The following is a 22,077-nucleotide window of genomic DNA, read 5'->3' on the forward strand; positions in this document are numbered from 1 at the left end:
TCCGCCGGGTTTAGGCCCTGGGGAAACGGGCATTCGGCCGCCTTTCGGCGGAGTGTGGGCAGAGCTTTGGCCCTACGTTCGAGAAGTGTTCGAAGTTTGCGGGAGCTGTTTCAGGCCACGGACGCGGAATCGGATGTTCCGGCGGTGGCCGGTCCGTCCGCCTCCAGCGCCTGACGGACCCCGGCCGCGACGGCGGGGTGCACGGGCAGGGCCAGATGGCCGATGCCGGTGACCCGTACGTTCCGCGTGATCAGGTCCGGATGGTCGAGGCGTGCCGTCTCCACCGGGACCATCCACTGGTCCAGGTCGCTCCAGAAGCTGACGAAGCGCGTGCGGCACCGCGGCGCCGGCTCGCCCAACTCCCGCAGGACGGACGAACCCGGACGCATCTGGCGCACCAGCGGGTGCACGGCGGCGAGCGGTGCGGCGGTCGTGCCCGCGTGCGGTGTCCCGAGGGTGACCAGCACGCGCACGCGCCGGTCGCCGCCGAGCCGCTGGACGTAGTAGCGGGCGATCAGTCCGCCGAGGCTGTGCCCGACGATGTCGACCTCGGGGTGCCCGGAGCGGTCGCAGATCTCCTCGACATGGCGGCCGAGGAGCTCGGCGGCGGCGCGGATGTCGCAGGTGAGCAGCGAATGGTTGAGGGACTCCACCTGGGTCCGGCCGTGCCGGGCGAGGGACCGGCGCAGCAGGACGAAGACGGAGCGGTTGTCCACGAACCCGTGGAGCAGCACGACCGGTGGGTGCGGCGGGCGGGGAAGGGACGGGTCCGGGAGCGCCGGACGGGCGGCGGGTCCGGGGGCGGGGCGCCGTTCCGGAGCGATGCCGGTCGGGTACAGGACCAGATGGCCGGCGAGGACGGCCAGCTCCAGCGCGGTCGCCCTGAGCAGTGCGGCGGGCAGCCGTAAGGGGAGGAAGGGCAGCGCTTTCCAGGGTGAGAGGACCTTCACGGCCGACCTCCGAACTGGGGTGCCGTCCCGGAGGAGGGTGGCGATGGGGCCATACCGCCGTGCCGCGCGGCTGGCGGCACGGTGATACGACGACCTCGTGGCGGCTCCCGTAGCGCTCGCCCCGGCGCTACCGTGGCCCCTGGGCCGAGCGGTGCGGGTACGACGCGCAGCGAACATGTCCCACGTGTGATTTCCCCCTCCCTGTCCACCGCGAAACGGTCGGTTGCGGGATGCTGTCGATAACGTTCGTTCACCTCCCCGGCATATAGGTACGGGGGACGCATGTGGAGGCAGTGATGGGTGTGACCGGTCCGATCCGCGTGGTGGTGGCCAAGCCGGGTCTCGACGGCCACGATCGCGGCGCGAAGGTGATCGCGCGTGCGCTGCGTGACGCCGGTATGGAGGTCATCTACACCGGCCTGCACCAGACGCCGGAACAGATCGTCGACACGGCGATCCAGGAGGACGCGGACGCGATCGGTCTGTCGATCCTCTCGGGCGCCCACAACACGTTGTTCGCGAAGGTGATCGAGCTGCTGAAGGAGCGCGACGCCGAGGACATCAAGGTGTTCGGCGGCGGGATCATCCCGGACGCGGACATCCCGCCGCTGAAGGAGAAGGGCGTGGCGGAGATCTTCACGCCCGGCGCGACGACGGCGTCGATCGTGGACTGGGTCAACGCCAACGTCCGGGTCTCCGCCGAGGCGTGACCCGCCGTCCCGCGGGGCGGTCCCCGGCGCGGGCCGCCCTCCGGGTGCGTCCCTCGGCCGCGTCCCGGGCGCGTCCCCCCGGCGCGTCCCTCTCCGGAGCGGGCGCGCCCGCTCACCTGCCCGGCTCCGCCGGAGGGGCCGGGCGCGCCGGGGCCAGTTCGGCCTGCATGGCGGCGCGCAGCCGCAGGGTGGCGACCAGCCGCTGGAACGCTTCCGACCAGTAGCCGCCCGCTCCCGGTGACGCGCCCTCCGGCTCGTCCGGGACGGCCGTCAGGATCTCCAGGCGGTCCGCCTGCCCGGGGTCGAGGCAGCGTTCCGCCAGTCCCATGACCCCGCTGAAGCTCCAGGGGTAGCTGCCCGCGTCGCGGGCGATGTCGAGCGCGTCGATCACCGCCCGGCCGAGCGGCTCGGCCCACGGCAGCGTGCAGACGCCCAGGAGCTGGAACGCCTCGGACAGTCCGTGCGCCGCGATGAAGTCGGCGACCCAGGCGGCGCGTTCCCCGCCGGGCAGGACGGACAGCAGTTTCGCGCGCTCGGCGAGCGAGGACGTGCCCGGCCCGGTGGCCGGGGGCGTCGTGGGCGGCCCGAGCAGGGCGCGGGCCCAGGCGGGGTCCCGCTGGCGGACCGCCGCCCGGCACCACGCGGCGTGCAGCTCGTCCCGCCAGTCGTCGCCGACCGGCAGGGCCACGATCTCCGCGGGCGTACGCCCTCCCAGCCGGGACGGCCACACCCTCAGGGGGGCCGACTCGACGAGCTGGCCCAGCCACCAGGACCGCTCGCCCCGGCCGGCCGGCGGGTCGGCCAGGACGCCGTCGCGCTGCATGGCGGCGTCGCACTCGTGCGGCGCCTCGACCGCGATCGTCGCCTCCGAGCCCGTACGGTCCAGGTGCACGCACGTGGACGCCCGGGCGGCCATGCGGTGGGCGAACGCCGAACCGGGCAGGGCGGAGAGCAACTCGGCGGCGGTGGCGCGGACGTTGCGGCTGCGGTCGGCGAGGGCCGCCTCCAGGAACGGCTCGTCGGCGTCGGACAGTCCGGCCCGCAGCGAGTCGAGGAACATCAGCCGGTCCTCGGCCCGCTCGGTGGGCCAGGTGGAGCCCAGCAGGCCGGCCGCGGCCGCCGGGTCGTGCGCCCGTACGGCGCCGAGCAGGGCGACCCGCTCGGCGAACAGGCCCTCCTCCCACAGGCGCCGCACGGCGGCCTCGTCGGCGGGGTCGGGCAGCGCGGCCCCGCCCGGGGCGCCGCGCAGCGCGAACCGCCAGTCGGGGTTGAGCCCCGCCAGCCACAGACCGCGCGGCCCGGCGAGGGCCAGCGCGGCGGGGCGCAGGTCGGTACGGGCCCGTGCCGCGTCCAGCAGCGCCGGGAGGAGGGACGCGGGCGCCCGGTAGCCGTGCCGGTTCGCCGCGGCCAGCCACTGCGGCAGCAGTTCGGTGAGGTCGGGCGCCGCGCCCCGGCGGCCGCCGCCGGTGGACGCCCCGGACCGCTCGGCGAGCAACCGGGCGAGCCGGCGCCGGGCCGCTCCGGGCAGCGCCGGCCGGTCGTCGTGCGGCGCCGGTTCGGGCAGGGTGGCGGCGGGCCCGGGAAGCAGGCCGGCCCGGCGCCGTACGGTGTGCACCGCGGCCGCGTCCAGCAGCGCGAGGGGCGCGTCCCCGCCGGGCGGCCGTCCCGCGACGCCGGTGGCCGGGGCGCGGCGGTCGGTGCCGAGCAGCGCCGAGGTGACGAGGTCTTCCCAGGTCGTGGTGGTCATGGTGATCCTCCTGCGTCAGGTCAGCGCGACCGTCTCGGGCGTGTCCGCGGACCAGGCGGCCAGTGGGGTGAAGCCGCGGTGCCCGCACTCGCCGAACACCGTGACCGGCCGGCCGCCGGAGACGGCGACCAGCCGCCACAGGCCGGGCCGGCCGAGCGCGGCCGGGGTGACCGGCAGGGCGGTCGTGCCGTCCGCGTCGGCCACCTGCCAGGCGCCGTCCCGGGACGGCACGGGTATGACGCCGGTCAGCGTCACCGGCCAGGAGTCCAGCCACGGATCGTCCCGCAGGGCAGCCCCGTACGCCGCCAGCGCGTCGCCCGTCGAGCCGCCCGGGGGCGGCGCCGCGCCCGGCACGGGGAGGGAGAAGCGCTCGCCGAGCTCGGCCCGAAGCTGTCCCGCGCCCGCGTACGCCCGGACCTCGGCGTCCATCACCGTGCCCACCGGCAGGGCGAGCGCGGGAGCGCGCCCCGCCGCGCCGAAGGAGAGCAGCAGGGCCGCCCGCCCGCTGTCCCTCCCGTGCAGCCAGACGCGGCGCGTGGTCAGTTTGCCGTCCGAGGTGTCGTACTGGGCGAGGACCGACCAGTGGTCGCGCACGGCCGGCCCGCCGGCGGGCGCGGTCAGCCCGACCCTGGTGCGCACCGTCGCGGCCAGCGGCTCCGGCAGCCGCCCCAGGTCCAGCCAGGCCCGGTCCAGCAGGTGCGTCAGGGAACACTCCTCCAGCAGCCGCACCGGCCAGCCGGCCCCGGAGCCGGGTATCGCGCCCAGCTCCCTGACCCGGCCGGCCAGGCCGGGCGCCTGGGCGTCGACCATCCGGGCCGCGGTCTCCTCCCACAGCCCGTACCCCGACCGGTCCGCGGCGGCCAGTCCACCGCGCAGCAGGTCGGCCAGGCGCTGCTCCAGCTCCTCGGCGCCCGCGGTGATCCGGGCGGCCCGCTGCTCGGCCCGCCGCCTCGCCGCCCCGGGGTCGGCGCTCCCGCCCGGCGCGCCGCCGCCCGCCTCGCCCTCCCGCTGCCCCTCGCCGCGGGCGCGGCGCCCCGCCAGCCACTGCTCCGCCCAGTCCGGCACCTCGGAGCCGCGCAGCGGTTCCCCGTCCGCGGCCCAGAGCAGCAGCAGTCCCAGCGCGTGCTTGCACGGGAACTTCCGGCTCGGGCAACTGCACGTGTACGCCGGGCCCGTGGTGTCCACGACCGTCCGGTAGGGCTTGCTCCCGCTGCCCCTGCACAGCCCCCAGACCGCCCCCGCGCCGTCACTCCCGCCGTCCGACCACGGCCCGGCCGTGCCGAGCGCGGCGCCCGCCTCGCGTGAGGCATCGTCAGGAGCCAGGGCCAGCACCTGTTCCGCCGTCGGGCGCACCCCCTGCTGATTCATGACGACGACCGTAGGCGGCCCCACTGACAATCGGCCCTGACCAGCGATTTCGCTGGGAGGCAAAGCAGTTGACTTTGCTTTCCCTTTACTGTTTTCTGCCGAAGAAGCACATCACTCACCCGGGGGGTCAGCATGAACCGCACCAGCCGCTCCATCGCGTCGGCATTCGTCGCCGCCGGTCTCGTCCTCGGCCTCGGAGCCTGCTCCGAGATCGCCGACGAGGCCGCCAAGCAGGTCGACAAGGAGGTCAACGAGCAGTACGAGGTGACGTACGAGATCACCGGCAAGGGCATCGACTCGATCGACTACCACGTCGACGGCGGGGACGCGACGAAGCCCAAGGTGGAGTCGGTCAGCAAGCCCACGCTGCCCTGGAAGAAGACCGTGAAGCTGCGCGGTCTGCTGCCGCCCGGCGTCCTCCCCGTCGCCGTCGACCCCGCGGGCGTCGAGATGACCTGCAAGATCGTCTACAAGGGCAAGGTGATCCAGGAGCAGACCGCGAAGGGCATGGCCGCCGCCACGGGCTGCATCGCCGTGTCGCCCGTCGCCGGCTGACGCCCCGCCACCCCCCCCGTACCTCGCCCCGAACGGGCCGCCGGTCGCACGGACGACCGATTGTCAGTGGCATGGTGCACGGTGGATCCCACAGCCGGTCGCACACGATCTGGAGGGGGATCCATCACCGTGTCCGCAACCACCGAAGAGGCCACCGGAGCATCCCGCGGCGAGGCCCTGCGCCCGCACGCCGAGGACGCGTTCGCGCACGAACTGAAGGCCCTGGCCGCGGCCGACGACCGGCCCCGCCCGGCCCGCTGGCGGCTGTCGCCGTGGGCCGTGGCCACCTATCTGCTCGGCGGCACGCTGCCCGACGGCACCGTGATCACCCCGAAGTACGTGGGACCGCGCCGGATCGTCGAGGTCGCCGTCAGCACCCTCGCCACCGACCGCGCCCTGCTCCTGCTCGGCGTCCCCGGGACGGCCAAGACCTGGGTGTCCGAACACCTCGCCGCCGCCGTCAGCGGCGACTCGACCCTCCTGGTGCAGGGCACGGCCGGCACCCCCGAGGAAGCCATCCGGTACGGGTGGAACTACGCGCGGCTGCTCGCCCACGGCCCCAGCCGGGACGCCCTCGTGCCCAGCCCCGTCATGCGCGCCATGTCCGACGGCATGACCGCCCGGGTCGAGGAGCTCACACGCATCCCCGCCGACGTGCAGGACACCCTGATCACGATCCTGTCCGAGAAGACCCTGCCCGTCCCCGAACTCGGCGAAGAGGTCCAGGCGGTCCGCGGGTTCAACCTCATCGCCACCGCCAACGACCGCGACCGCGGCGTCAACGACCTGTCCAGCGCACTGCGCCGCCGCTTCAACACCGTCGTCCTCCCGCTGCCCGCGACCCCCGACGCCGAGGTCGACATCGTCTCCCGGCGCGTCGACCAGATGGGCCGCTCCCTCGACCTGCCGACCGGCCCCGAGGGACTCGACGAGATCCGCCGGGTCGTCACCGTGTTCCGCGAACTGCGCGACGGGGTGACCACCGACGGCCGCACCAAGCTCAAGTCGCCCTCCGGGACCCTGTCCACGGCGGAGGCCATCTCCGTCGTCACCAATGGGCTCGCCCTCGCCACCCACTTCGGCGACGGCGTCCTCCGCCCCGGTGACGTGGCCGCCGGCATCCTCGGCGCGGTGGTCCGCGACCCCGCGGCCGACCGGGTCGTCTGGCAGGAGTATCTGGAGACCGTCGTCCGCGAGCGGGACGGCTGGAAGGACTTCTACCGGGCCTGCCGCGAGGTGTCGGCATGACGGGCACCGCCGGGCCGTTGCTGCTGGGCGTCCGCCACCACGGCCCCGGATCGGCCCGCTCGGTGCTGGCCGCGCTCGACGCCGCCAAACCCCCGGCCGTGCTGATCGAGGGCCCGCCCGAGGGGGACGCCCTGCTGCCGCTCGCCGCCGACGAGGGGATGACACCGCCGGTCGCGCTGCTCGCGCACGCCGTGGACGACCCCGCCCGCGCGTCGTTCTGGCCGATGGCCGCGTTCTCCCCCGAATGGGTCGCCCTCCGCTGGGCGCTCGACCACGGCGCCGCCGTCCACTTCGTCGACCTGCCCGCCACCCACACGCTCGCCATGGCCAAGGACCCCACCTGGGAGGACGGCGAGGGCGAGGGGACGGACTCCGGCGACGCCGACGAGGAGGGGTACGGACTGCGTGTCGACCCGATCGCCGAACTCGCCCGGACCGCCGGGTACGACGACCCCGAGCGCTGGTGGGAGGACGTGATCGAGCACCGGGGAACCGGGGCCGCGCCCAACGGACCGCCCGGCGCCGGGGACCACGACCCGATCGCCGTCTTCGCCCAGCTCGCCGACGCCATGACGGCGCTGCGCGAGGCGTACGGACACGGCGGACGCGCCCGCGACCTCGTCCGCGAGGCGTACATGCGCCTCCGGCTCCGGGCGGCCCGCAAGACCCACGGCGACGGCGTGGCCGTCGTCTGCGGGGCCTGGCACGTCCCGGCGCTCGCCGCCCGCACCACCGTCGCCGCCGACCGGGCCCTGCTGAAGGGGCTCCCCAAGACCAGGACGGAGATCACCTGGGTCCCCTGGACCCACCGCAGGCTCGCCCGGCACAGCGGTTACGGCGCCGGCATCGACTCGCCCGGCTGGTACGGGCACCTGTTCGACGCCCCCGACAGGCCGGTCGAGCGCTGGATGACCAAGGTCGCCGGACTCCTCCGGGACGAGGACCGGCCCGTTTCCTCCGCCCATGTCATCGAGGCCGTACGGCTCGCCGGGACGCTCGCCGCGATGCGCGGACGTCCCCTCCCCGGACTCACCGAGACGGTCGACGCCGTCCGGGCGGTGATGTGCGACGGGTCCGACGTCCCGCTCGACCTCATCAGGGACCGGCTGGTCATCGGCGACGCGCTCGGGGAGGTACCCGAGCACGCCCCCGCCGTGCCGCTGCAACGCGACCTCACCCGGCTCCAGCGCACCCTGCGCCTCAAGCCCGAGGCCCTGGAGCGCGAGCTCGACCTGGACCTGCGCAAGGAGACGGACGCCGCGCGCAGCCGGCTGCTGCACCGCCTGCGGCTCCTCGGCGTCGGCTGGGGCGAACCGGCCGTGGGACGCGCCGGGACGGGCACGTTCCGGGAGAGCTGGCGGCTGCGCTGGGAACCGGAGCTGCACGTGCGGGTCGCCGAGGCCGGGGTGTGGGGCACCACCGTCCTCGCGGCGGCCACCGCCCGGGCCGAGGCGGACGCCGCCTCCGCGACCGCGCTGGCCGGCGTCACCGCCCTCGCCGAGCGGTGCCTGCTGGCCGGCCTGTCCGACGCGCTGCCCACCGTGATGGCTGCCCTCGCGGACCGGGCCGCGCTCGACGCGGACGTCGGCCACCTCGCCCAGGCGCTGCCCGCGCTGGCCCGCGCCCTCCGGTACGGCGACGTGCGGTCCACCGACACGGCCGCGCTCGGCGGGGTCGCCACCGGACTCGCCCTGCGGATCTGCGTCGGCCTGCCGCCCGCGTGCGCGGGACTCGACGCGGACGGCGCCGCCGGGATGCGCGGCCATCTGGACGCCGTCCACGCCGCGGTCCGGCTCCTCCCGGAGACCGGGGAGGACGTCACCGGCCGCTGGACGGGCGTCCTCCGCACGCTCGCCGCCCGGGACGGCGTGCCCGGCGTCATCCGGGGGCGGGCGGCCCGGCTGCTCCTGGACGACGGCCGGCTCGCCGAGGACGAGGCGGCCCGGCTGATGGGCCTCGCGCTCTCGCCCGGTACGCCCCCCGCCGACGCCGCCGCCTGGATCGAGGGCTTCGTCGGCGGCGCGGCCGACCCCGGCGGCGGCATGCTGCTGGTCCACGACGAGCGGCTGCTCGGGCTCGTCGACGCCTGGCTCACGCGGGTTCCCGCCGAGGCGTTCACCGACGTACTGCCGCTGCTGCGGCGCACCTTCTCCGCGTACGAACAGAGCGTCCGCCGCACGCTGGGCGAACTGGTGCGCCGCGGCCCGGCGGACGGCGGACCGGCCCGCGCGGACGCCGGTCCGCCCGGCTTCGCACCCGAGCCGGACGGGGCCCGGGCGGACGCGGTGCTGCCGCTGCTGCGGCTGCTGCTGGGCGGGGACACCGACGGCGGCGGGAACGACGACCTCGTGGGGGCGGGACGATGAGCGGAACCGACGACGAACGGCTGCGGCGCTGGCGCCTGGTGCTGGGCGGGGGCGCGGCCGACGGCACCGGCCGGGCGCTCACCGGCACCGACGCCGCCATGGACGGCACGCTGTCCGCGCTGTACGGGGAGGAGGACGGCGGCCGCGGGCGCGGCGGCCGGGACCGGTCAGGGGGCCTCGGCGCCTCGGCACCGTCCGTCGCCCGCTGGCTCGGCGACATCCGCGCCTACTTCCCCAGCTCGGTCGTCCAGGTGATGCAGCGGGACGCGATCGACCGGCTGGGCCTGTCGACGCTGCTGCTGGAGCCCGAGATGCTGGAGGCCGTCGAGGCCGACGTCCACCTCGTCGGCACCCTCCTCTCGCTCGACAAGGCGATGCCCGAGACGACCAGGGAGACCGCGCGGGCCGTCGTCCGCAAGGTCGTCGACGACCTGGAGAAGCGGCTCGCCACCCGTACCCGGGCCACGCTCACCGGCGCGCTCGACCGCAGCGCGCGCGTCAGCAGACCACGCCACCGGGACATCGACTGGAACCGCACCATCCGGGCGAACCTCCACAACTACCTCCCGGAACACCGCACGATCGTGCCCGAGCGGCTCATCGGGTACGGGCGGGCGGCGCGGTCCGTGAAGAAGGACGTGGTGCTCTGCGTCGACCAGTCCGGATCGATGGCGGCGTCCGTGGTGTACGCCTCCGTGTTCGGCGCGGTGCTGGCCTCGATGCGCTCCCTCGCGACCCGGCTGGTCGTCTTCGACACGGCCGTCGTCGACCTCACCGACCAGCTCGACGACCCGGTCGACGTCCTGTTCGGCACCCGGCTCGGCGGCGGCACGGACATCAACCGGGCGCTGGCGTACTGCCAGTCGCGGATCACCCGGCCGGCCGACACCGTGGTCGTCCTCATCAGCGACCTCTACGAGGGCGGTATCCGGGACGGGATGCTGAAGCGGGTGGCGGCCATGAAGGCGTCGGGCGTGCAGTTCGTGGCGCTGCTCGCGCTCTCCGACGAGGGCGCTCCGGCGTACGACCGGGAGCACGCGGCCGCGCTCGCGGCGCTCGGCGCACCGGCGTTCGCCTGCACGCCGGACCTCTTTCCGGAGGTGATGGCGGCCGCGATCGAGAAACGGCCGCTGCCCATACCGGACATGGTGACCCATCAGTAACACAGGACTTGCGTCACCCCGGGAGGCTCGTGCGAGCATCGGCGCGACATACGCGGAACACTCGGTTCCGCGCTGGGGAGGGTTCGGGACACCGTGGTGGCCGCAGCAGCCGTCGTGCCTGCCGCCCCGCGCCTCGCGCGCGGAGCGGTGACGCGGCGCGCCCTGACGGTGGTGCTGTTCCTCGGCGGTCTGCTGGCCCTCGGCTTTTTCCTGGGGGACGCCGCGCACGCGGCGGACCGGCTTCCGGCGGTTCCCGCCGGTCCCGCCGAGCGGCCGGCCGTGGCCGAACGGCTCCCCGGCACGCCCGGCACCGCCCCCGCCACCACGGCCACCGCCCGTGCCACGGCCACGGTCCATGAGGTCACGGAGGCCGTCGAGCCGGTGGTCCGGTCCCTGACCGGCCCCGTGCGGGACGCCGTCCGCGAGGTCGCCGGGGCGTTGCCCGAGGCGCCGGTCACGCTGCCCCCGGGCCCTGCCCTGCCCCCGGGCACCGCCCTGCCCCCGGTCGCCCCGGCGCCCGTGCCGCAGCCGGGCCCCGCCTCACCGCCGGCCGGTACCGTCCGGCCCGCCGACGCGGTGCGGGACGGGGCCGCCCAACCGGAGCCCGCCCGCCCCGGGGCCGCCGCCCGGCACACGGCCGCCCACCACGAGGCCCCGGCCCCGCCCGGTGCGGGGGCGACGGCCCGCCCGGGCGCCACGGGCGCCGTCGCCACCACCCGTACCGGCGGGCACGGCTCCCCGGACGCGGTCCTCACCGCACCGTCACCCCTCACACCCGGCCCGTGCCCCGGCGCCGTCCGGCAGTCGGCGACCGGCGACAGCGGCACACCCCGGCCGGGCGACCAGCACGCCGTGGCGTCCCGCGCGGACGCGCACACCGCCCTTGGCCGCGGCACCGTGCTGCCCGCGACCGCCGCGCCCACCCGGGAGCGGCCCCGCACGATCCTCGAATTCCCCGGCTAGAGCAGGCCTTCCCCCGCCTCAGGACCTGCCGCGCGGGGGCGGGACAGGTCTGCCCGCCGTCTCCACCCGAGCACCGACTCGGGAACCGAATCCGAAGGATCGACGCACCCATGCACAAGAACATCCGCCGTTCCATAGCCGTCGCCGCCACCGCCACCGGGATGTGGGCCATCGGCACCACCGCCGCCGGCGCGGCCGAAGTGACCCTCCCGGCGCCGCTCTCCACCCCGGACCGGGCGGCCGCCACGGCGGACGATGCCGCCACCGCCACTGCGGACGAAGCCGCCGCCACCGCCACCACCGACGCCCGGTACGCCGCCGCCACCGCGACCGACCGCGCCCACGAGACGGCGACCGCGACCACCGGCGCCCACGACACCGCCACCCGGGCCCACGACACCGCCACCGGCAGGGCCACCACGGCGACCACCGACGCCCACGACACCGCCACCGAGGAGATCGACTACCTGTTCGGCCCGCTCGACGCCTTCGCGCACGAGTTCGGCAGCGACCCCGCCGCCACCGCCGGCCCCGTCGCGGACGCCGCCGCGCAGGACGCGCTGCCGCCGGTCGCGTACCGCGCCGTCCACTCCGCCGTGCCGGTCGTGGACCGGGCGGCCGGGGACGCGGGCGTGCTCGCCGAGGACGTGGTCGTCGACGCGTACCCCTTCGCCGGGGGCGCCGTCGCCGGGGTCCGGCCGCTCGCGGACGGCGTGACCGCCCAGGTGCACCCGTTCGCCGACGGCGTCACCGACTCCGTGCGGCCGCTCGTCCGGGCCGTCACCGACCAGGTCCAGCCGGTCGCCGGGGGCGTGGGCGGCAGCGCGGCCGGCCTGGCCGACGGCGTGACCGGCGAGGTGGCGCCGTTCGCGTACGGCGTGGCCGGCGGCGTCCAGCCGCTCGCGACCGGCCTGGCGCGGGGCGTCACCTCCGACGCCCGGCCGCTCGCCGGCAACGCCGTCTCCGGCGTGTCGGGGACGGTCGGCACGGTCACCCCGGACTACCTCCCGTACGGCGTCTGACGGCGTCCGGCGGCGTCCGGCCGGGTGCTCGGCGGGGTACCCGGCCGGACGTCTGATCCGGTACGAAATCCGCAGCGACGGGCGGTCTCACAGCCAGGGGGGCCGCCCGGAGGAGGTCCGTGCTTGTGACAGGTATCACCGCTCAGGTGTGATCTGCGATTTAGGTGCCCCGGTCCCACGGGGATAATCTGCGAGACGGACATGCCGCGTCCACGGACACCGTGTACGCCTCCCTAGTGACAGCGCAGTCACGTTGCCCTCCGCGGCACGCCCACGCAGACAACGGAACCGCGATCACCAGAAAAGGGACGGACGCGCGTGGACCTGTTCGAGTACCAGGCGAGGGACCTCTTCGCCAAGCACGGTGTACCGGTGCTGGCCGGTGAAGTCATCGACACGCCTGAGGCGGCGCGCGAGGCGACCGAGCGACTGGGCGGCCGTTCGGTCGTCAAGGCGCAGGTGAAGGTCGGCGGCCGCGGCAAGGCCGGCGGCGTCAAGCTGGCCGCCACGCCGGACGAGGCCGTCGCCCGCGCGACGGACATCCTCGGTATGGACATCAAGGGCCACACGGTCCACAAGGTGATGATCGCCGAGACGGCGCCCGAGATCGCCGAGGAGTACTACGTCTCGTACCTCCTCGACCGCACCAACCGCACCTTCCTCGCCATGGCCTCCGTCGAGGGCGGCATGGACATCGAGGAAGTCGCGGCCACCAAGCCCGAGGCCCTGGCGAAGATCCCGGTCGACGCCAACGAGGGCGTCACCGAGGCCAAGGCCCGCGAGATCGTCGAGGCCGCCAAGTTCCCGGCCGAGGTCAAGGACCAGATCGCCGAGATCCTGGTGACCCTGTGGAAGACCTTCGTCGCCGAGGACGCCCTCCTCGTCGAGGTCAACCCGCTGGCCAAGGTCGCCGACGGCCGCGTGATCGCGCTGGACGGCAAGGTGTCGCTGGACGCCAACGCCGACTTCCGCCAGCCGGAGCACGAGGCCCTCGAGGACAAGGCCGCAGCCGACCCGCTCGAGGCTGCCGCCAAGGCCAAGAACCTCAACTACGTCAAGCTCGACGGCGAGGTCGGCATCATCGGCAACGGCGCCGGCCTGGTCATGTCGACCCTGGACGTCGTCGCGTACGCCGGTGAGGCCCACGGTGGCGTCAAGCCGGCCAACTTCCTCGACATCGGTGGCGGCGCGTCCGCCCAGGTGATGGCGAACGGCCTGGAGATCATCCTCGGCGACCCGGACGTCAAGTCCGTCTTCGTCAACGTCTTCGGTGGCATCACCGCCTGCGACGAGGTCGCCAACGGCATCGTCCAGGCGCTTCAGCTCCTCGCCGACAAGGGCGAGGACGTCACCAAGCCGCTGGTCGTGCGCCTCGACGGCAACAACGCGGAGCTGGGTCGCAAGATCCTGTCGGACGCCAACCACCCGCTCGTACAGCGTGTGGACACCATGGACGGCGCGGCCGACAAGGCCGCCGAGCTCGCGGCTGCGAAGTAAGGGACGAGGTCGGAAACACCATGGCTATCTTCCTGACCAAGGAAAGCAAGGTCATCGTCCAGGGCATGACCGGTGCCACGGGCATGAAGCACACCAAGCTCATGCTGGGTGACGGCACCAACATCGTCGGTGGCGTCAACCCGCGCAAGGCGGGCACCTCCGTCGACTTCGACGGCACCTCCGTCCCGGTCTTCGGCTCGGTCGCCGAGGCGATGAAGGAGACCGGCGCGGACGTCTCCGTCCTCTTCGTGCCGCCGGCCTTCGCCAAGGCCGCCGTCGTCGAGGCCATCGACGCCGAGATCCCGCTGGCCGTCGTCATCACCGAGGGCATCGCGGTCCACGACTCCGCCGCGTTCTACGCGTACGCCGTGGAGAAGGGCAACAAGACCCGGATCATCGGCCCGAACTGCCCCGGCCTGATCACGCCGGGCCAGTCCAACGCCGGCATCATCCCGGGCGACATCACCAAGCCCGGCAAGATCGGTCTGGTGTCGAAGTCCGGCACGCTGACCTACCAGATGATGTACGAGCTGCGGGACATCGGCTTCTCGTCGGCCGTCGGCATCGGTGGCGACCCGGTCATCGGCACCACCCACATCGACTGCCTCAAGGCCTTCGAGGCCGACCCCGAGACCGAGCTGATCGTGATGATCGGTGAGATCGGTGGCGACGCGGAGGAGCGGGCGGCCGACTTCATCAAGGCCAGCGTCACCAAGCCGGTCGTCGGCTACGTCGCGGGCTTCACCGCCCCCGAGGGCAAGACGATGGGCCACGCCGGTGCGATCGTGTCCGGTTCGTCCGGCACCGCGCAGGCGAAGAAGGAGGCCCTCGAGGCCGCGGGCGTCAAGGTCGGCAAGACGCCGACCGAGACGGCCAAGCTGGCGCGCGCCATCCTGGCCGGCTGAGCCGGCGCGGAACACTGCCGCACCACGATGGGCCCGCCCCCGGACGAACGTCCGGGGGCGGGCCCATCGCCGTTGCCGCGGTCACCGCGGTCACCGCGGTCACCGCCTTCGCCGCCGGGGTCAGTGCGGGGCGGGCACCAGACGGGCGGGGCCGGTGACCGGCCGGGCGCGGAGGAGGTCCAGCAGCGCCCGGTCCTGCGGGGTGAGCCGCTGCGGTCCGCTGAGGACCGGGACGCCCGTGACCGCCTCGCCCGGTGCCAGCGGCGGCCGGTAACCCGTCGGCGCGGTGGCCAGGGTGAACGCGGTCGCCCCGACGATGATCGCCGTCAGCCCGATGGCCGCCCTGGTCCACGTCCTCGCCCGGCGCTCGCTGCCCGTGCGGACGGTCCGGGGCGCGGCCAGCACCATGGCGGGGCCCTTGTCGAGCAGTGCCGCCAGCCGCCGCTGGAGGGCCTCGGGGTCGGCGAGCTCCGGGATGCGCTCGGCGAGCGTCGCGCGGGCGTGCAGGACGCGGTTCCCGGCGGCGGGCGTGCTCGCCTCCGTCTCGGCCGCCGTCTCCGGCAGGTCCAGGCCGAGCCCGTCGTACAGCAGCACGGTGCGGCGGTACGCGGGCGGCAGGTCGAGCAGCGCGTCCCGCAGCGCCTGCGCCGACCGGTCGGTGGGCGGGGCGTCGGGATGCCGGTGGGAGCGGCGCAGCCGGTGCCAGGGCGACAGCGCGTAGTCGTGTGTCGCCGCCCTCACCCACCCGGCCGGGTCGCGGTCGACGGCCACCTCCGGCCAGCGCTCCCAGGCCAGGTGGAACGCGTACTCGACCGACTCGCGGGACAGCCGTCTCCGCCCGGTGAGCACATAGGCCTGCTGTACGAGGGTGGCGGCGGCGTAGGTGTACAGCGCGTCGAACGCGTCCGCGGGCGACGGCCCGCCCTCCGTCCCGGTCTTCGCGCCCGCCTCGGTCGCGGTCCCGGCCTTCGCACCGGCTCCCTTGCCCGCCTCGGTCCCGGCCTTCGCACCGGCTCCCTTGCCCGCCTCGGTCCCGGCCTTCGCTCCCGCTCCCTTGCCCGCCTCGGTCCCGGCCTTCGCCCCGGCTTCCGCCGCGTTCGCGGCGGCGGGCCGCGACGACGCCGGTTCGCCGGACCGCGCGCCCTTCTTCCCCGGGGCCGGCTTCTCCGACGGCGGCTGCGCCTCCGGTGATGCCTGCGGGTCCCGCGGGCCGTCCTCCCGGGCGGTGGCCAGAAGCCTGGCGTACACCTCCCGTTTCCGCCCGCGCGGAGTGGTGCGGCCCGTCTCCCACGAGCGCACCGTGGCGCGCGTGACCCCGATCAGTTGGGCGAGCTGCTCCTCCGTCATGGACAGCGCCTCGCGCAGCCGGCGCCGCTCCTTGGGGGAGGGCAGCGCGGTCGAGGAACGGGTGGCAGCGGGCGTGGTCGCAGTCTGGGTCATGGCCGGCCCCCGGCAGGGCTGCACTCCGCGAAAAAGTACATAACCGTATATTGCGCGCCACACCGTCCATTCCGGCGTTACGTGGATCAAGCGCGTGTCGTTGGCAGCATGGCGCCGTGACCGAAGCCACCGACCATCCGCCGGCCCTCGTGCAGGGCGGCCGGACCGCCGCGCTGGCCGGAGCCTTCGTACGGGGCGGCCTCGCCGCCGGGCTCGGGCTCGGCTCCCTCACCGTCCTCGTGCTGGTGATGTGGATCAGTTCCCCGTACCCGGACAGTGGGCCGGAGGGCGCCCTGCACGTCGCGGCCGGCGTCTGGCTGCTCGCCCACGGCGCCGAGCTGGTGCGCCCGGCCGCCCAGTCCGGGGCGGCCGCGCCCGTCGGTGTGGTGCCGCTGCTGCTGGTGGTGCTGCCGGTGTGGCTGGTGTACCGGACCGCGCGGGACGCCGTGGAGCAGTCGGCCGGCCCCGGAGAGATGGGTGCCCCGCAGTCCTCGGCGGGCGGCGCGGTGGCCGCGGCCACGGGCGGCTACCTGCTGGTCGCGGCCGCCGCGGTGGGCTATGCGGCCGGTGGTCCGCTGCCCGCCGACCCCCTCGGCGCTGCCCTCCACCTCCCGCCGCTGGTCGCGCTCGCCGCGGCCGCCGGGGTGTGGACGGCGCACGGGCGGCCGACGGGGCCGCTGCCCGGGTGGGTGCCGGAGCCGGTCCGGATCCGGCTCGCCCGCTCCCGGACGGCCGTCGCCGTGCGGGCGGGGGGCGCCGGGCTGGGCGTGCTGGCGGGCGGGGGAGCGGTGCTGGTGGCGGTGTCGCTGGTGTGGCACGCGGGCGCGGCGCGCGACGCGCTGCTGGGCCTGTCCGGCGGCTGGTCGGGGCGGCTGGCGCTCCTGCTGCTGGCCGTCGCCCTCGCGCCGAACGCAGCGGTGTGGGGTGCGGCGTACGGGCTGGGTCCCGGGTTCGCGGTCGGTACGGGAGCGGCGGCGACCCCGCTGGGGGTGACCGGCGCGGCCGGGCTGCCCCCCTTCCCGCTGCTGGCCGCGGTACCGGCGGACGGGCGCGGGACCTGGCCGAACTGGACGGCCGCGGTGGTGCCCGTGGCGGCGGGCGCGGTGGTCGGGTGGTACTGCGGGTGGCGGGCCCGGGAGGCGGGCGCGCGCGGGACGGGCGCGCGGGACGTGGACGTGCCGCCCGGCGGCGTACGGCCCGGTGGCGGGTGGGAGCCGGGGCTGAAGGACACGGCGTGGGCGGTGCTGGTGGCGGCCGTGCTGGCCGGCGCGGCGATGGCGGTGCTGGCGGCGGCCGCGGGCGGGCCGCTGGGGACGGGGCGCCTGGCGGCGTTCGGCCCGGTGTGGTGGCAGGCCGGCGGGGCGGCGATGGCGTGGACCGCGGGGCTGGGCCTTCCGGTGGCCCTGGTGCTGCGGGTGTGGCGGCGGCGGGGCGAGCGCGCGGCGGCGGCTCCGCCCCCGGTGCCCGCGCCGGAGCGTCCGCCGGTGGCGAAGGTGGCGAAGGTGGCGAAGGTGGCGAAGGCCGCGGAGACGGCGTCGGAGGCCGCATCGGAGATGGCGTCGGAGGCGGCGGCGGTACGGGCGCCGGAGCGGCCGGCGCCGGAGGACGACCCCGGGGACCCGGCCTTCGAGCCCTACGACGTCCTGCCCGCGACATGGGAGGACCCTGCCGCCCGCGAGGCCCGCTGGTCGGCGCTCAAGGAGGCCTCGGGCGGCCTCATGGCCCCGTTCCCGCCCGCCCCGACGGCCGCCCCGCCCGTACCGGCGGCCGGAAAGGCCCCGGACCACCCCGCGCCGGACCACCCCGCGCCGGACACCGGCACCGGACCGGCCGACGCCCCGGACACCCGCACCGGACCCGATGCCCCCACCGGACCCGACGCCCCCGCCGATCAGGACGCCCCCGCCGCCCCCGAGCCCCCGGACATCGCCCCGGACGCCGCGGACGGCGGCGCCGAGGGTGGCGTACCGCCCCGGTAGTCCTCCCGGTAGTCCTACTCCTGCACGCCGAAGACGTCCCGCAGGGGCTCCGGGAGCAACTGGTTGCAGGAGAGCTGACCGGTCTTGGTCAGGGCGTCGTCGACGCACGCGTAGTAGTCGCGGTAGACGATCTGGATCGTGAACGTCGCCGCCACGATCACCAGCGCCAGCGCCGCCGTCACCAGACCGCTCACCGCGGCGGTCGTCTGCGAGCGGCCCGAGCCGGGCGGCGGGCCCGCCGGGGCGGGCGGCACGGACGGGGCGGGCGGCACGGACGGGGCGCCCGCCGCGGCTCCGGCCGGGGACCGCGGAGCGGCGGCCGGGCGGCGGCCCTTGGCGCGCAGGGAGCTGGTGCCCCAGTACAGGGCCAGGGCGCCCAGCAGCAGGCCGATCTCCGGGAAGTCGAAGATCGCGAACAGGAACGCCCACATGCCCGACAGCAGCGCGTAGCGCGCGCGGCGCTGCGCCGGATCGGTCGGGTCCCAGCGCGGGGCCGGGGCCTCGGGGCCGCCCTGGCCCTGGCCGCCGCCCTGCTGCTCGCCGTTCGGCCGGTTGCCGAAGCCCCCGGAGGATCGCCCCGGCTGCCGGGGGCTCCACTGGCTGCCCCAGGCCGGGCGGTCACGGTCCTGCTCCTCGGACGAGCCCTCCGGGGCGTCGTCGCCGTGCGAAGGCCGGCGCGGCTGCCAGGGCTGGTCCGGCCGGCCCTCCGGCGGCGGCGCGAACGGGTTGTCCTCGTCCCTGGGCTCCGTGGACTGGCGTTCCCGCGGCAGGAGATGGATGGCCGTGCGGCGGCGTCGGTCCGGCATGTGGTGAACGTCTTCCCCTCAGACCCCGGGCCGGCGCGACAGCGCGGGCGGGAGTCTCGTGTCGTCGTGTCCGTCCGGTCGGGGGACGGCCCTGCCCCAGACGCTACCCCCCGGCCCCGCCCCCGTCCCGTGGGGGCGGCCCGGTGTGCCGGTATCGTTGCTGACAGTCGGCTCTCTCGTAGAGTTCCCCGTATCGAGGGGCCCGATTCATTCGTAGGACCACACAAAGCAACGCGAAAAGGGTTTCCCCGTGGCTGCCGCCCGCCTCGTCGTCCTGGTCTCCGGATCGGGGACGAACCTGCAAGCTCTGCTCGACGCCATCGGTGACGATCCCGATGGCTTCGGGGCCCGGATCGTCGCCGTCGGCGCCGACCGCGACGGCATCGCCGGCCTGGAGCGGGCCGAGCGGGCCGGGCTGCCCACCTTCGTGTGCCGGGTCAAGGACCACGCCACGCGCGACGCGTGGGACCACGCGCTGACCGTGGCGACCGCCGCGTACGAGCCGGACCTGGTCGTCTCGGCCGGGTTCATGAAGATCCTCGGCCGGGAGTTCCTGGCCCGGTTCGGCGGCCGGATCGTCAATACGCACCCGGCCCTGCTGCCCAGTTTTCCCGGTGCCCACGGTGTGCGGGACGCCCTCGCGCACGGGGTGAAGGTCACCGGCTGCACCGTCCACTTCGTCGACGACGGCGTCGACACCGGCCCGATCATCGCCCAGGGCGTGGTCGGGGTCCGGGACGAGGACGACGAAGACGCTCTCCATGAGCGCATCAAGGAAGTCGAGCGCTCGCTGCTCGTCGAGGTCGTGGGGCGTCTGGCCCGGCACGGCTACCGCATTGAGGGACGAAAGGTTCATGTCGGTGAATAAGCCCATCCGTCGCGCGTTGATCAGTGTCTACGACAAGACGGGGCTGGAGGAGCTCGCCCGCGGGCTGCACGAGAACGGCGTCGAGCTGGTCTCCACCGGCTCCACCGCCGGGAGGATCGCCGCGGCCGGCGTCCCGGTCACCAAGGTCGAGGAGCTGACCGGCTTCCCCGAGTGCCTGGACGGCCGCGTCAAGACGCTGCACCCGCGCGTGCACGCCGGGATCCTCGCCGACCTGCGTCTGGACGCCCACCGCGAGCAGCTCGCCGAGCTGGGCGTGGAGCCGTTCGAGCTGGTCGTGGTGAACCTGTACCCGTTCCGCGAGACGGTCGCCTCCGGGGCCACGCCGGACGAGTGCGTCGAGCAGATCGACATCGGCGGCCCCTCCATGGTCCGCGCCGCCGCCAAGAACCACCCCTCCGTCGCGGTCGTCACCTCCCCGGCGCGGTACGGCGACGTCCTCGACGCCGTCAAGGCGGGGGGCTTCGACCTGACCGCCCGCAAGCGCCTGGCCGCCGAGGCGTTCCAGCACACCGCGGCGTACGACGTCGCCGTCGCGTCCTGGTTCGCGTCCTCCTACGCCCCGGCCGACGAGAGCCGCTTCCCGGACTTCCTGGGCGCGACCTACGCCCGCCGGAACGTGCTGCGCTACGGCGAGAACCCGCACCAGGACGCCGCGCTGTACGTCACCGAGGAGGGCGGCGGCCTCGCCGAGGCCGAGCAGCTCCACGGCAAGGAGATGTCGTACAACAACTACACGGACACCGACGCCGCGCGCCGGGCCGCGTACGACCACTCCGAGCCGTGCGTGGCGATCATCAAGCACGCCAACCCGTGCGGCATCGCCATCGGCGCCGATGTCGCCGAGGCGCACCGCAAGGCGCACGCCTGCGACCCGCTGTCGGCCTTCGGCGGTGTCATCGCCGTCAACCGCCCGGTCTCCGTGGCGATGGCCGAGCAGGTGGCCGACATCTTCACCGAGGTCATCGTCGCCCCCGACTACGAGGACGGCGCGGTCGAGGTCCTGGCCCGCAAGAAGAACATCCGCGTGCTGCGCGCCCCCGGCGCCCCCGCCGCCCCGGTCGAGGTCAAGCCCGTCGACGGCGGTGCGCTGCTCCAGGTCACCGACCGTCTCCAGGCGGAGGGCGACGACCCGGCCGACTGGACCCTCGCCACCGGCGAGGCGCTGTCGGCGGAGGAGCTGGCCGAGCTGGCCTTCGCGTGGCGCGCCTGCCGCGCCGTCAAGTCCAACGCGATCCTGCTCGCCAAGGACGGCGCCTCGGTCGGCGTCGGCATGGGCCAGGTCAACCGGGTCGACTCGGCCAAGCTCGCCGTCGAGCGCGCCGGCGAGGAGCGCGCCCGTGGCGCGTACGCCGCGTCCGACGCGTTCTTCCCGTTCCCCGACGGGCTGGAGATCCTCACCGCCGCGGGCGTCAAGGCCGTGGTCCAGCCGGGCGGTTCGGTCCGTGACGAACTGGTCGTCGAGGCCGCGAAGAAGGCGGGCGTGACGATGTACTTCACCGGCACGCGCCACTTCTTCCACTGAGCCGTACCCCCTCGTACCCCGTTCGTACGCCGTCGTACGACGCCGAAGGCCGGGGCCCCCGCTGTCGAGCGGTGGGCCCCGGCCTTCGGGCGTGCTGCGTGTGTGTCAGCAGTGGCGCGTAGCGGTACGCGGATCGGTACGCGTGTCAGTAACGCGGGCGGTTGAACCAGGCGCTGGCGCTGCTGGTCACCATCGAGGCGAGGATGATGCCGCCGATGGCGAGACCGATGATGCCGCCGACCGCCGAAGAGGCCTCGCCGCCCGCGAAGTTGGCGAGGCTCAGCAGCAGGTACAGCGCCGAGTAGACGATCGTCGTCACCCGGATGCCGTTGCCGCCCTTGGAGAACTTGACTCCGAGGAAGATGGCCAGGCCCGCGAAGGCGAGCAGGATGACCACGACGATGAAGCCGAGACCGGCCAGTCCGTCGGTCGCGTCACCCGCGCCCACCGAGTCCGACACGTCCTGCGCCGCCGCGATGACGAAGGCGAAGACGATGCCGAAGATGATCTGGAGACCGGCGACGATGAAGAGCAGCACGCGGGCCGTCTGCATCAGGCCCGGCATCGTCATCGGCGCGCCGCCCGGGTAGCCGGCACCGTAGGCCGGCGGGGGCGGGGCGGCCGGGTAGCCGTAGCCGGGCTGCTGGGGCTGACCCTGCTGCGGGTAGCCGTAGCCCGGCTGCTGGGGCTGGCCCTGGGGCTGGCCGTAGGGATTGTTCGGGTCGCCGAAGCTCATGGCGGGTTTCCTCCGTTGGTGTGCGGGGACGGCGCGGCCCGCGCGGAGGAACTTCACATACTTTTGAGCGGTTTTGCCCCCCGGCACTGCCCGCGGCACTGCGCGGATCATCGTCGTCGTATAGTCGACTTCTTGTCCAGTCGGAATAACAGAGCGTTGTGCAAGTGCAACCTCACCCGCCGTCCGGCCGGCCACCGCGTACGGCCGGGCG

General features: G+C 75.0%; 18 protein-coding genes. 12 read left to right on the top strand and 6 right to left on the bottom strand.

The window, feature by feature from the left end; all coding sequences use genetic code 11:
- Positions 1-110: 110 nt before the first annotated feature.
- A complete protein-coding gene (locus ACZ7LK_RS07160) occupies positions 111-950 on the bottom strand; it encodes a lipase family alpha/beta hydrolase (RefSeq protein ID WP_392272460.1) in 840 nt (279 codons plus the stop codon).
- A gap of 296 nt (positions 951-1,246) precedes the next feature.
- On the opposite strand from ACZ7LK_RS07160, the gene ACZ7LK_RS07165 reads away from it, so the two are divergent.
- A complete protein-coding gene (locus ACZ7LK_RS07165; RefSeq protein ID WP_064069885.1) occupies positions 1,247-1,660 on the top strand; it encodes a cobalamin B12-binding domain-containing protein in 414 nt (137 codons plus the stop codon).
- Positions 1,661-1,772: 112 nt separating this feature from the next.
- Here the strand turns inward: ACZ7LK_RS07165 and ACZ7LK_RS07170 are convergent, their stop codons facing one another.
- Together ACZ7LK_RS07170 and ACZ7LK_RS07175 are read right to left on the bottom strand one after the other, a co-directional pair.
- The gene (locus ACZ7LK_RS07170) at positions 1,773-3,407 is read right to left on the bottom strand and encodes a DUF5691 domain-containing protein (protein ID WP_471138838.1); all 1,635 of its coding nucleotides are present in this window, start codon (positions 3,405-3,407) and stop codon (positions 1,773-1,775) included.
- Positions 3,408-3,422: 15 nt separating this feature from the next.
- Complete coding sequence (locus ACZ7LK_RS07175) at positions 3,423-4,775, bottom strand: SWIM zinc finger family protein (RefSeq protein ID WP_469463667.1); 1,353 nt, start codon at positions 4,773-4,775, stop codon at positions 3,423-3,425.
- 132 nt (positions 4,776-4,907) lie between these two features.
- On the opposite strand from ACZ7LK_RS07175, the gene ACZ7LK_RS07180 reads away from it, so the two are divergent.
- The 8 genes from ACZ7LK_RS07180 to sucD all read left to right on the top strand — a co-directional run bounded on the left by ACZ7LK_RS07180 (position 4,908) and on the right by sucD (position 14,494).
- Positions 4,908-5,330 carry an MmpS family transport accessory protein gene (locus ACZ7LK_RS07180; protein WP_469463668.1) on the top strand — a complete coding sequence of 141 codons (423 nt, stop codon included), beginning with the start codon at positions 4,908-4,910 and terminating at the stop codon, positions 5,328-5,330.
- A gap of 123 nt (positions 5,331-5,453) precedes the next feature.
- Complete coding sequence (locus tag ACZ7LK_RS07185; RefSeq protein ID WP_392272688.1) at positions 5,454-6,578, top strand: ATP-binding protein; 1,125 nt, start codon at positions 5,454-5,456, stop codon at positions 6,576-6,578.
- Positions 6,575-8,944: a DUF5682 family protein gene (locus tag ACZ7LK_RS07190; protein WP_471138841.1), complete on the top strand. Its 2,370-nt coding sequence runs from the start codon at positions 6,575-6,577 to the stop codon at positions 8,942-8,944. The genes ACZ7LK_RS07185 and ACZ7LK_RS07190 overlap by 4 nt, the downstream gene beginning before the upstream one ends.
- The gene (locus ACZ7LK_RS07195; protein WP_471138843.1) at positions 8,941-10,107 is read left to right on the top strand and encodes a VWA domain-containing protein; all 1,167 of its coding nucleotides are present in this window, start codon (positions 8,941-8,943) and stop codon (positions 10,105-10,107) included. The genes ACZ7LK_RS07190 and ACZ7LK_RS07195 overlap by 4 nt, the downstream gene beginning before the upstream one ends.
- 93 nt (positions 10,108-10,200) lie before the next feature.
- The gene (locus tag ACZ7LK_RS07200) at positions 10,201-11,070 is read left to right on the top strand and encodes a hypothetical protein (protein WP_471138845.1); all 870 of its coding nucleotides are present in this window, start codon (positions 10,201-10,203) and stop codon (positions 11,068-11,070) included.
- Between the two features lie 110 nt (positions 11,071-11,180).
- Complete coding sequence (locus ACZ7LK_RS07205; protein WP_471138848.1) at positions 11,181-12,092, top strand: hypothetical protein; 912 nt, start codon at positions 11,181-11,183, stop codon at positions 12,090-12,092.
- A 318-nt stretch (positions 12,093-12,410) separates the two neighbouring features.
- Positions 12,411-13,589 carry an ADP-forming succinate--CoA ligase subunit beta gene (sucC, locus tag ACZ7LK_RS07210; protein ID WP_392272452.1) on the top strand — a complete coding sequence of 393 codons (1,179 nt, stop codon included), beginning with the start codon at positions 12,411-12,413 and terminating at the stop codon, positions 13,587-13,589.
- 20 nt (positions 13,590-13,609) lie between these two features.
- Positions 13,610-14,494: a succinate--CoA ligase subunit alpha gene (sucD, locus tag ACZ7LK_RS07215; protein WP_392272451.1), complete on the top strand. Its 885-nt coding sequence runs from the start codon at positions 13,610-13,612 to the stop codon at positions 14,492-14,494.
- 120 nt (positions 14,495-14,614) lie between these two features.
- Here the strand turns inward: sucD and ACZ7LK_RS07220 are convergent, their stop codons facing one another.
- Positions 14,615-15,934 carry a sigma factor-like helix-turn-helix DNA-binding protein gene (locus ACZ7LK_RS07220; RefSeq protein WP_471138850.1) on the bottom strand — a complete coding sequence of 440 codons (1,320 nt, stop codon included), beginning with the start codon at positions 15,932-15,934 and terminating at the stop codon, positions 14,615-14,617.
- A 116-nt stretch (positions 15,935-16,050) separates the two neighbouring features.
- Here ACZ7LK_RS07220 and ACZ7LK_RS07225 point away from each other — a divergent pair, with 116 nt between their 5' ends.
- On the top strand, positions 16,051-17,913 hold the full coding sequence (locus ACZ7LK_RS07225) for a cell division protein PerM (RefSeq protein WP_471138852.1): 1,863 nt from the start codon (positions 16,051-16,053) through the stop codon (positions 17,911-17,913).
- 14 nt (positions 17,914-17,927) lie between these two features.
- Here ACZ7LK_RS07225 and ACZ7LK_RS07230 read toward each other — a convergent pair whose 3' ends face one another.
- On the bottom strand, positions 17,928-18,719 hold the full coding sequence (locus ACZ7LK_RS07230) for a hypothetical protein (protein ID WP_392272448.1): 792 nt from the start codon (positions 18,717-18,719) through the stop codon (positions 17,928-17,930).
- Between the two features lie 250 nt (positions 18,720-18,969).
- On the opposite strand from ACZ7LK_RS07230, the gene purN reads away from it, so the two are divergent.
- Together purN and purH are read left to right on the top strand one after the other, a co-directional pair.
- Positions 18,970-19,587, top strand: coding sequence for a phosphoribosylglycinamide formyltransferase (purN, locus tag ACZ7LK_RS07235; protein WP_392272447.1), 618 nt, complete (start codon positions 18,970-18,972; stop codon positions 19,585-19,587).
- Entirely contained in the window at positions 19,574-21,130 is a 1,557-nt protein-coding gene (gene purH / locus ACZ7LK_RS07240; protein ID WP_392272446.1) for a bifunctional phosphoribosylaminoimidazolecarboxamide formyltransferase/IMP cyclohydrolase, read from the top strand. Before purN ends, purH begins: the two co-directional genes overlap by 14 nt.
- A 145-nt stretch (positions 21,131-21,275) precedes the next feature.
- Here the strand turns inward: purH and ACZ7LK_RS07245 are convergent, their stop codons facing one another.
- Entirely contained in the window at positions 21,276-21,866 is a 591-nt protein-coding gene (locus ACZ7LK_RS07245) for a hypothetical protein (RefSeq protein ID WP_392272445.1), read from the bottom strand.
- Positions 21,867-22,077 lie beyond the last annotated feature (211 nt).

Source organism: Streptomyces sp. NPDC039423 (genome assembly GCF_055598725.1).